Origin of the sequence: Phaeobacter sp. CECT 5382, from assembly GCF_001457775.1 — a bacterium.
Taxonomy (GTDB): Bacteria; Pseudomonadota; Alphaproteobacteria; order Rhodobacterales; family Rhodobacteraceae; genus Pseudophaeobacter.
In genome coordinates, this window is the sequence record NZ_CYSG01000019.1 from 57,801 (window position 1) to 67,429 (window position 9,629).

The 9,629-nt window shown below is 61.7% G+C and carries 8 protein-coding genes; 6 read left to right on the top strand and 2 right to left on the bottom strand.

From position 1 onward, the window contains the following. Positions 1-82 precede the first annotated feature (82 nt). The 3 genes from PH5382_RS16335 to PH5382_RS16345 are packed head-to-tail and all read left to right on the top strand — an operon-like array spanning position 83 to position 2,738. Complete coding sequence (locus PH5382_RS16335; protein WP_156414946.1) at positions 83-616, top strand: hypothetical protein; 534 nt, start codon at positions 83-85, stop codon at positions 614-616. Further along, positions 613-1,596: a glycosyltransferase family 2 protein gene (locus PH5382_RS16340; protein WP_058335464.1), complete on the top strand. Its 984-nt coding sequence runs from the start codon at positions 613-615 to the stop codon at positions 1,594-1,596. The genes PH5382_RS16335 and PH5382_RS16340 overlap by 4 nt, the downstream gene beginning before the upstream one ends. Next, positions 1,593-2,738: a glycosyltransferase family 2 protein gene (locus tag PH5382_RS16345; RefSeq protein WP_058335465.1), complete on the top strand. Its 1,146-nt coding sequence runs from the start codon at positions 1,593-1,595 to the stop codon at positions 2,736-2,738. Before PH5382_RS16340 ends, PH5382_RS16345 begins: the two co-directional genes overlap by 4 nt. A 52-nt stretch (positions 2,739-2,790) precedes the next feature. On the opposite strand, the gene PH5382_RS16350 is transcribed toward PH5382_RS16345, so the two are convergent. Then, positions 2,791-3,885: a hypothetical protein gene (locus PH5382_RS16350; RefSeq protein ID WP_058335466.1), complete on the bottom strand. Its 1,095-nt coding sequence runs from the start codon at positions 3,883-3,885 to the stop codon at positions 2,791-2,793. Between the two features lie 332 nt (positions 3,886-4,217). Here PH5382_RS16350 and gmd point away from each other — a divergent pair, with 332 nt between their 5' ends. The 3 genes from gmd to PH5382_RS16365 all read left to right on the top strand — a co-directional run bounded on the left by gmd (position 4,218) and on the right by PH5382_RS16365 (position 7,933). Further along, entirely contained in the window at positions 4,218-5,336 is a 1,119-nt protein-coding gene (gene gmd / locus PH5382_RS16355; protein ID WP_058335467.1) for a GDP-mannose 4,6-dehydratase, read from the top strand. Positions 5,337-5,443: 107 nt separating this feature from the next. Beyond that, positions 5,444-6,421 carry a GDP-L-fucose synthase gene (locus PH5382_RS16360; RefSeq protein WP_058335468.1) on the top strand — a complete coding sequence of 326 codons (978 nt, stop codon included), beginning with the start codon at positions 5,444-5,446 and terminating at the stop codon, positions 6,419-6,421. Between the two features lie 63 nt (positions 6,422-6,484). Then, a complete protein-coding gene (locus PH5382_RS16365) occupies positions 6,485-7,933 on the top strand; it encodes a mannose-1-phosphate guanylyltransferase/mannose-6-phosphate isomerase (protein ID WP_058335469.1) in 1,449 nt (482 codons plus the stop codon). A 20-nt stretch (positions 7,934-7,953) separates the two neighbouring features. Here the strand turns inward: PH5382_RS16365 and PH5382_RS16370 are convergent, their stop codons facing one another. Then, positions 7,954-9,138, bottom strand: coding sequence for a peptidase G2 autoproteolytic cleavage domain-containing protein (locus tag PH5382_RS16370; RefSeq protein ID WP_058335470.1), 1,185 nt, complete (start codon positions 9,136-9,138; stop codon positions 7,954-7,956). Positions 9,139-9,629: the final 491 nt, after the last annotated feature.

The following is a 9,629-nucleotide window of genomic DNA, read 5'->3' on the forward strand; positions in this document are numbered from 1 at the left end:
CGTCTAAACAGCCAGAGCAATATTGATTGGGAACGATGGGGCGATGGGGTTGTTTGGGAGCGTGATGAAATTTGGGGGCTTGATGAAACACAATGTTGATTTCGGAGCTGAGGCTCAGGCGAACCATGCCCTTGCGGTTCTGCGGGCGCAAAATCTGGACTGTCAGCCCGCCGACGCGAAGCGGTTCAGCCCGGGGATTTTCCTGTCTATCGATCCGGAAAGCGATAGCCGGGCCCATGTCACCAGCACGGCCGGTGAGCTGCTGAACCTTGAAATGACCACCGAGCGGCCAGGGCGTTGGCTGTCGCTCAATATCGAGCTTGGCAGCTGTGACCTGTCGCAGCGCGATGTGATGGGATTTGTCTGCAAGACCCGCGCCGATGAGACGATCACCTTTCAGGCCTGCCTGCGCAGCGGCCAGGACAAGGGGTTTCAGGATGCTTTCTTTGGCAAGCGGGTGATTTCCTATAGCGGGCCCAGCACCCATGCGGATCTGGTCAAGCTGGAAGAGCGCGATGATATCCCGCCCCAGGCGCCCTGGCGTGAGCTGATCCTGTTTTTCCCACCGGATCTGCGTCAGCTGACGCTGATTGATCTGTCGCTCTTTGGGGTATGAACCTTTCGGTCGTTATTCCGGTCCGCAATGACCCTGAGGGGTTGACGCGATTGCTGGCGCAGCTGGCTGAGCTGCACATCGCGGATCGGATTCTTGTCTGCGACGATGCCAGCGATCCCCCCTGCCGCCCTGCCGATCTGGGCTTTGACGAGACGGCGGCAGGCATCAGCTACCTGCGCAGCCCGGAGCACCGCGGTGCCGGTCATGCCCGCAATATGGGCATTGCGGCGCTGCAGACCGATCATGTGCTGTTTTTTGATTCCGATGATCTGCTGTGTGACGCCCTGGTGGATCTGCTGCGCGATCTTGATGGGGTGGAGTTTGATTTCTGCCTGTTTCGCCACATCGATAGCCGCCAGCGTGCCCCCGGCGCCCGGGACGTACGGGGCGGCCTCGGCCCGATGCCCTCGGATCAGGAACTGTGGCAGGCAGCGGGGCTGCATACTGTAGCACCACAGCAGATCACTGCCGATCAGGCCGCACAGATGGCGATGATTGCGGCCTATCCCTGGAACAAGATCTATCGCAGTGGTTTTCTGCAACAGCACAATATCCGCTGCACCGAGATCATGGTGCACAATGATATCGAATTGCACTGGTCCAGTTTCCTGAACGCCAGACGCATCTATGCATCGACCGCGCTGTGCTGCGAGCATTTCGTGCAGCAGGGCGGCGGTCGGTTGACCAACCGCCGGGACCGCGAGCGGCTCGAGGTGTTTCAGGCGCTCACGGTGCTGCATGAGGTGCTGCGCGCGACGGCGCAGGCGCCGCGGTTTCTGGTGCCGATGACCACCTTCTATCTGCGCCTGTTCGGCTGGATCCGGGAGACGCTGGATGTCCAGTATCACGCAGAGTTTCAGCGGCGGATCTCCGGGTTTCTGCTGGCCAGTCACGACGCGGCGACGATGGCGCTGATTGCGGCCCGCGCGCCGGATCTGGCCCAGCAGATCACCGCGCATATCCGACGGGGCTGGTCATGAAGTTCTCCTTTATCGTTACCTCCTGGAACATCGAGGACTACATCGGGGCCTGTCTCGACAGCCTGGCCCCCTGTCTCGCACCGGGTGACGAGCTGATCGTGATCGATGATGGCTCGGATGATGGCAGCTGCGAAGAGATCACCGCAGCGCTGGCCCGACTGAAAGAGCGGGGCGCCGCCCTGCGCCCGATCTTTTTGGGGGTCAATAGCCCAGGCGGGGTTGGCATCCCGGCCAATGTCGGTCTGCGCGAAGCCACCGGAGAGGCGATTTTCTTTGTCGATGGCGACGACTGGGTGGATGCCGCAGGTCTGCAGGCAGCGCGCCGACGCTTTGAGGCTCAGAATTGCGACGTTCTGATTGCCAATTACAGGGTCTATGATGCGGTTCAGGATCAGTTTTCACCGCCCTCGGACCAGTCGCTCTGGCGTGGTGTCGAGGGCTGCAGAAGCCTGCAGGAGCGTCGCCACTTGGCGCTGCAGATGGTCGGAGTGCCCTGGCGCAAGATCTATCGGCGCAGTTTTTTAGAGGCGCATAAGATCCGGTTCCCCGAGGGGGATTTTTTCTACGAGGACAACCCGTTTCACTGGCAGGTCTGTCTGGCGGCGACAGAGATTGGCTTTTTCAACAGATCCGTTTGCAGCCACCGCATGGGCCGGGCGGGGCAGACCATGGCGGCGACCGGGGCTGATCTGGCGGTGTTCTTTGATCATTACGAGCGGATCGTAGCACAGTTGCCTGATCCGCAGTATCGCCCGGATGTACTGCGCTGGCTGTTGGAAAACATGGCCTGGCACATGGAGCGGCTCGCGCCTGCAGCCCAGTGGATCTATGCGGTGCGGGCCGAGGAAACCCTGAAAACTATTGTTGATGCGGATTGGCAGGCCATGCGCCACGATGTGGTGGCTCAGCGGGCCTGGGGAGCTGCGCGTGCGCTGGCACAGGGCAGGCTGGGCGAGGTGATTTCCACCTGGCAACAGCAGCAGATGCTGCGCCTGTTTCAGAACCTTGAAGACCGGGTGGCGCAGATTGAACAGACTGCGACGCAGCTGGTGGACTGGTCCGAAGGCCAGCGCGCGGTGCAGGAATTCCACGCCCTGAAAGCCTTTGCTTCGAAGGCAGAGGACAAGCCCTCCAAAGGCTGAACCCAAAGCCGCGCTGGTCTTCGCGGTCTTCGCTGTGGTCTTTGCAGGGGCTTTAGAAACGGTCTTTACGGGACGGTGGGGTCCAGATCTCGACGCGCTCCAGGGTCGCGATGGCCTCAAGATCCAGCGCATAGACCAGCTCGAGATCGCGGCGCTCCCGGGCGCTCCAGGGGGAATAGGCGGTCCTGCCTGGAGAACTGTCAGATGCGTTTCTGGGATGCGCCTGCAGGCAGGCTGCCAGATCCGCAGGGCTGACCTGTCCGGCCTGCTGGTACAGCTGGTGCAGCGCGGTGACGGCAGCATGGGAAAACCCTTCGCGCCGGGCGTTGCTTTGCCGGGCGTTGCTTTGCCGGGCGTTGCTTTGGGGGCACGCGCGTCTGTCCTTGCCGATCTGCGCGACCGGCAGGTCTGCGATCCAGGCCAGCAGTGCCTCTTCCCGGCCACGCAGGTCTTCGGCGCGATAGATCCGCAGGCGGGACCGTGGAAAGGCTGCCTGCAGCCGGTCGATGACATCATACCAGGACAGGGCGGTCAGCGGCGCTGTGTTGAAATCCTCGAAAGGCAGGAAGGGCATCGATTTCAGTACCTCGCAATAGAGCGAAGGCAGATAGCCCGCAAATCCGCGAATGCCGAGCACGATGTCGGGGGCTTCCAGATTCAGCGCCCCGGCCATCCGCAGGGCCCGTTCGGCCCCCTCGGGATAGAGACCGCTGCGGTGCACCACATCTTGCACAAGGGCGAGGATATTCTCGTCGAACAGAAGGTAGCTGGCCTGGGCTGTCCTGGCTTGGGCATCTGTCTGCCCATCTATCTGCCCGTTCTCTTGTCTGGCAAGAGGCGGCACCAAAAGGGGGGCCGTTGTGCCTTTGGCACCGAGGAGAGGTGCATCGGGGACGGTTGCATCGGGGCTGGTTGTTTTTTGGGGCGCGCTTTGGGACGGGTAGAGCAGCGGCCGGGTATAGAGACTGCGAAAGCTCTGCATGTCGATATAACAGCGGTGCGCCTCTGCCAGGGCCGTCGCAGAATGGGACAACAGGTCCTGCAGATAGGTGGTGCCGGTTTTATGCGCGCCCAGCCAGAGAATATCGCGGTGAATATCGCGGTGGCGAAAGGAAGAGGACGAAGAGGGCATCTGTTGGGCTGGCATCCGCTGATAGGGTCGGCTGCCGTTTCTGTATCATCAGAGCGGGCGCGAGGGCACGGGGAATTCGCGGAATCCGGCATATTGACGCCACCCGCAGCCCAGAGTGTTGAAATCCACCTGTTTCTTCGTGATATGAACCGCTTGCGCCGATGGGAATGCTGCCTCTGGGGCTGTGGGCTTGCAGGGTAGGGCGGCCGTCAAAAGCCATTTGATGAATGGCATCTGCGGCAGTCATGGCCTAATATGCGGGGCCTAACATGCGGGGCGGTCCGATGGGGCGGATAATCGGGGCGATCTATACAGGAGACGCCGACTTTGTTTGGTAAGGACGATACATGAAAAAAGCGCTTATCACCGGTGTGACCGGTCAGGATGGATCCTACCTGGCGGAGTTTCTGCTGGAAAAAGGCTATGAGGTGCATGGCATCAAACGCCGGGCCTCTTCGTTCAACACCCAGCGGGTGGATCACATCTATCAGGATCCGCATGTGGATCATGCCAATTTCAAACTGCATTACGGCGATCTGACCGATACGTCGAACCTGACGCGGATCCTGCAGGACGTGCAACCCGAGGAGGTCTATAACCTGGGCGCGCAAAGCCATGTGGCGGTCAGCTTTGAAAGCCCGGAATATACGGCCGATGTCGATGCCATGGGTACGCTGCGTCTGCTGGAGGCAATTCGTTTCCTCGGGTTGGAGAAAAAGACCCGTTTTTATCAGGCCTCCACGTCGGAACTCTATGGTCTGGTGCAGGAAACGCCGCAGCGCGAGACCACGCCGTTTCACCCCCGCAGCCCCTATGCTGTCGCCAAGATGTACGCCTATTGGATCACGGTGAACTACCGTGAGGCTTACGGCATGTATGCCTGCAACGGCATCCTGTTCAACCATGAGAGCCCGCGCCGCGGCGAGACCTTTGTGACCCGCAAGATCACCCGTGGTCTGGCCAATATCGGCCAGGGGCTCGAAGATTGTCTTTACATGGGCAATATCGATGCGCTGCGCGACTGGGGCCATGCCAAGGACTATGTGCGCATGCAGTGGATGATGCTGCAGCAGGATGTGCCCGATGATTTCGTCATCGCCACCGGCAAGCAATATTCGGTGCGCGAGTTCATCACCTGGTCTGCTGCCGAACTGGGCATCAGCCTGGAGTTCACCGGGACGGGCGTCGAGGAAATTGCCACTGTGGCTGCCATCGAGGGCGATGCGGCCCCGGCGCTGAAGGTCGGCGATGTCATCCTGCGCATTGACCCGCGCTATTTCCGCCCCGCCGAGGTGGAGACCCTGCTGGGCGATCCGACCAAGGCCAAGGAGAAACTGGGCTGGGTGCCGGAAATCACCACGCAAGAGATGTGCACCGAGATGGTGCGCGAAGATCTCAAGACTGCACGGCGTCATGCTCTGCTGAAAGAGCACGGCATGGACCTGCCCGTTAGTGTTGAGGGCTGAGCCATTTTGAGTGCGCCCGGACATGATCCGGGCGGCCTCCAGTCAGGGTCCTGGAGACCCTTGCCGCAGATGGATGGTGAGGGCCAGGGCGTCATGAGGATTGAGACATGACCAAAATCTACGTTGCAGGCCATCGTGGCATGGTGGGAGGCGCCATTCTGCGCCAGCTCGAGGCGCGCCGCGCCGCAGGCGAAGATCTGACCCTGATCACCCGCACCAGTGCGGAGCTGGACCTGACTGATCAGATGGCTGTGCGTGATTTCATGCAGACTGAAAAGCCCGATCAGGTCATTCTGGCAGCGGCCAAGGTGGGCGGCATCATTGCCAACAACAGCTACCCGGGCCAGTTCATCTATGAAAACCTGATGATCGAATGCAACGTGATCCATCAGGCCTATGCCGCAGGCGTCAAGAAACTGCTGCAGCTGGGTTCTTCCTGCATCTATCCCAAGGCCGCAGAGCAGCCGATGCGTGAGGATGCGCTGCTCACAGGCACGCTGGAGCCGACAAATGAGCCCTATGCCGTGGCCAAGATCGCCGGCATCAAGCTCTGTGAAAGCTACAATCGCCAATATGGCACGGACTACCGCTCGGTGATGCCGACGAACCTCTATGGGCCCGGCGACAATTTCCACCCGGAAAACTCGCATGTTTTGCCCGCCCTCATCCGCCGCTTCCACGAGGCCGCCGAGGCCAAGGCTGAGGAGGTCGTGATCTGGGGATCCGGGCGGCCGATGCGCGAATTCCTGCATGTGGAAGACATGGCGGCGGCCTCGCTGTTCGTGATGGATCTGGACCGCGAGATCTATGCGCGCGAGACCGAACCGATGCTCAGCCATATCAATGTGGGCTCCGGCAGTGATGTCACCATTCTGGAGCTGGCGCAGATGGTGGCGCGCGCCACTGGGTTCACCGGCCAGATCACGACGGATCCGTCCAAGCCCGACGGCACCCTGCGCAAGCTGATGGATGTCTCCCGCCTTGATCGCCTGGGCTGGCGCGTCGGGATCGGATTGGAAGAGGGCATTCGCAGTACTTATGACTGGTTCCTGGCGCAGGGGCTGGATAACCTGCGGTCAAAATAAGCTAACCAAGCCAAGTAGGCCAATCAGACAAGTCAAAACAGGTGATTTCAAAGAGGTGCTGCCATGATCACTCCCATTCTTTTGTGCGGTGGCTCTGGCACACGGCTGTGGCCGTTGTCGCGCAAAAGCTACCCCAAGCAATTCGTGCCGCTGGTCGGTGAGACCACCCTGTTTCAGGCCTCGGCACAGCGGCTGTCGGGGGCGGGCTATGCAGCCCCCATGGTGCTGACCAATTCTGATTTTCGCTTTATCGTCACCGAACAGCTGGCCAGCGTCGGCATTGATCCCGGTGCCATCCTGATCGAGCCTGCCGGGCGCAACACGGCCCCTGCGGTGCTGGCGGCAGCACTTTATTTGCAACAGAGCGACCCGGATGCGCTGATGCTGGTGGCCCCGTCTGATCATGTGGTGCCGGATGCAGGTGCATTTCGCGCTGCGGTGGCGGCTGGCGAGGCGGCGGCCCGCGCGGGCCAGATTGTCACCTTTGGCATCAAGCCGACCCATGCGGAAACCGGCTATGGCTATCTGGAGTTGGATGGCGACCCCATTGAGTTTACCCCGGATTTCAGCCCTCGCGCCATCGGCCTGAAGCGGTTTGTGGAAAAACCCGATGCGGCCACGGCTGAGGCGATGCTCGCCTCGGGTACCTTCCTGTGGAATGCTGGTATCTTTTTGTTCTCGGTGCAGGCAATCCTTGCGGCATTTCGCGCCCATGCCCCGGATCTGATTGCCCCGGTTGAGGCGGCGATCGCGGCGGGGGAAAATGATCTTGGCTTTTTCCGGCTGGACCCTGCGGCTTGGGAGGCGCTCGACGATATCTCGATCGACTATGCGGTGATGGAAAAGGCTGACAATCTGACCGTGGTGCCCTTTGCGGCCGGCTGGTCCGATCTGGGCGGCTGGGATGCGGTCTGGCGCGAAAGTGGCCCCGATGCGCAGGGGGTGGTGACCAGTGGCGCTGCCACCGCGATCGATTGCGAAAACAGCCTGCTGCGCTCTGAAGATGACAGCCTCGAGGTTGTGGGGATTGGCCTCAAGAACGTGATTGCCGTGGCGATGCCGGATGCGGTGCTGGTGGCGGATGCCACGCGCGGGCAGGACGTGAAACTGGCGGTTGCAGCGCTGAAGGCAAAGGGCGCCAAACAGGCCACCGAATTTCCGCTGGATCACCGCCCCTGGGGCTGGTTCGAAAGCCTGGTTGTGGGTGAGCGTTTCCAGGTGAAGCGCATCCATGTGCACCCCGGTGCGGCGCTCAGCTTGCAAAGCCATCATCACCGGTCGGAACATTGGATCGTGGTGGAAGGCACCGCCCGGGTGACGGTGGACGATGAGGTCAAACTGGTGAGCGAAAACCAGTCGGTCTATATCCCGCTGGGCGCGGTGCACCGGATGGAAAACCCCGGCAAGCTGCCGATGGTGCTCATTGAAGTGCAGACCGGCAGCTATCTCGGCGAGGACGACATCATCCGCTACGAGGACGTCTATGCCCGCGGCCAGGGTGCCAAAGGGTAGGGGGCAAGGGCTAGGCGCCGCTAGCGCAGCAGCCATTCTTCGACATCCGGCGAGATACTCCGCATCAGCAGCCAGCAGGGGCTATGGGGCTGACCTTTGCGCAGGCGCAGCTTGCCCAAAAGCCCCACCAGATCCCATTCCGGGCGTTGGCTGCGGGGGCGATAGGGGCGGTCGGGGTCATAGCTGGGGTTTTCCTGCCGCCTGCCTGCAGCGTCCAGGACCAGGGCGCCAAAATCATTGCGCAGCCAGCGGTGTTTCCACTCATTCATGTCGCCATCGCCAATCAGTGCCGGTGCAGCGCTGATGACGCCGATGGGATCTTCGCCCGTGCGGGCGGGGCGGATCTTGTCCTCCTGCAGCACCACCGCAATCCCGCGCCGGTCTTTGCCCAGAGGGTTGCCATCGGCCCATTCAAACCATTCCGCGTAATCGGCGCCGCCGCCGCTCCAGGCGCCATCGCAAGCGCCATTGCCATCTGCGGCCAGCCGAAAGGCCGCGCCAGACCCATCCCCGGCCAGCAGATAATCCGATCCCGACCCGGCGATCTCCAGCTGCGCCGCAGGGCTGGCGGTGCCCAGCCCGGTGCGGCCACCGGGCGTCACCACCAGTGCATTGTTCCAGCTGCTGCCATCCGCTGAGGTCTTGAGGGCAAAATCATCATTGCCCAGCAGGCCGATCTCAGCCCGTCCGCTCCAGTTGGATTGAAACAGCAGCGCGGCAGTCTCTGCACTGGCGGATTTGTTCAGCTTCAGCTGATGGCCGCCGCCGGCATGGGTGAACAGGCTGGCGGCAGAGGCAACGGCCAGCTTGTTGGTGGCATCGGCACTGGTATTGACGCCCAGCTGCGCCAGGTTCTGGGTCTTGGCTGCGGGCAGCTCCCAGCTGCTGCCCTGCCAGATCCGCAGCTCACCCGGGGTTTCGCCCCAGGCGCGCCAGCCGGTCAGCGGCGCAATGAACAGCCAGCCCTCGCCCTGCCAGACCGCCAGATGGGTTGCCTGCCCGGCCCAGGCGCCAGTGGGGCTGGCTCCCAGCGCATAGGCCTCACCCGGGTTGGGCTCCAGTGGCGGTGTTTCGGCGTCAAAATCCACCACACGCAATTGCACCAGCGCATCCAAGAGCTGCAGCGCCTCGTTATGGGTCACATGTTTCTGCGCCTGGGTCGGCAGCAGATAGGGCAGCGAAAGGATCGGGGAGATATCGGACATGGATGCGCGGGCTCCTGAGGGGCGGAAAGAAAGGGGGGCTGAAACGGTATCTGGAATGGGGGCCTCAAACTGGACCTGTAGCGGCGTGCAAAATGAGCTTTGGGGCTGAAAGCCGCGCTAAGGGCGCGCCCGCCACAGCTGCAACGGCGGGGGGAACAGGCGGGGAAATTTTCCCTCCCCAAAAATTCCTTCGCAGCCCGGTTTTTCCCCCCCTTGGATTAATTGGGGAACAATTGGATGGGGAGGGAGGGGCCTTGCCACTTTTTTTTATCTTTTAAAAAACATCCCCCCTTTTCCTCCATTGCCCCCCAACAAAAAACGGTCCCCCCCCCGCCTTTTTGGCTTTGGCGACGGGGGGGAGGCGGGGGGGAAAGGGGGGTTGTTCGATGTTTTGATGTCGCGCCTCGCGCTGGGCGCGCCTGTGGGTGCGGCCCGACTGGACAAAGTCACGCCAGCGGGCTGTGCCGACCTTATTGCACGCGGCGCGCTGT

What these genes read in the sequence shown, in the direction of transcription:
- PH5382_RS16340 (WP_058335464.1), top strand. Translation starts at nt 613, where the DNA reads ATGAACCTTTCGGTCGTTATTCCGGTCCGCAATGACCCTGAGGGGTTG.
- PH5382_RS16365 (WP_058335469.1), top strand. Translation starts at nt 6,485, where the DNA reads ATGATCACTCCCATTCTTTTGTGCGGTGGCTCTGGCACACGGCTGTGG.
- PH5382_RS16335 (WP_156414946.1), top strand. Translation starts at nt 83, where the DNA reads ATGAAACACAATGTTGATTTCGGAGCTGAGGCTCAGGCGAACCATGCC.
- PH5382_RS16350 (WP_058335466.1), bottom strand. Translation starts at nt 3,885, where the DNA reads ATGCCAGCCCAACAGATGCCCTCTTCGTCCTCTTCCTTTCGCCACCGC.
- PH5382_RS16360 (WP_058335468.1), top strand. Translation starts at nt 5,444, where the DNA reads ATGACCAAAATCTACGTTGCAGGCCATCGTGGCATGGTGGGAGGCGCC.
- PH5382_RS16370 (WP_058335470.1), bottom strand. Translation starts at nt 9,138, where the DNA reads ATGTCCGATATCTCCCCGATCCTTTCGCTGCCCTATCTGCTGCCGACC.
- gmd (WP_058335467.1), top strand. Translation starts at nt 4,218, where the DNA reads ATGAAAAAAGCGCTTATCACCGGTGTGACCGGTCAGGATGGATCCTAC.
- PH5382_RS16345 (WP_058335465.1), top strand. Translation starts at nt 1,593, where the DNA reads ATGAAGTTCTCCTTTATCGTTACCTCCTGGAACATCGAGGACTACATC.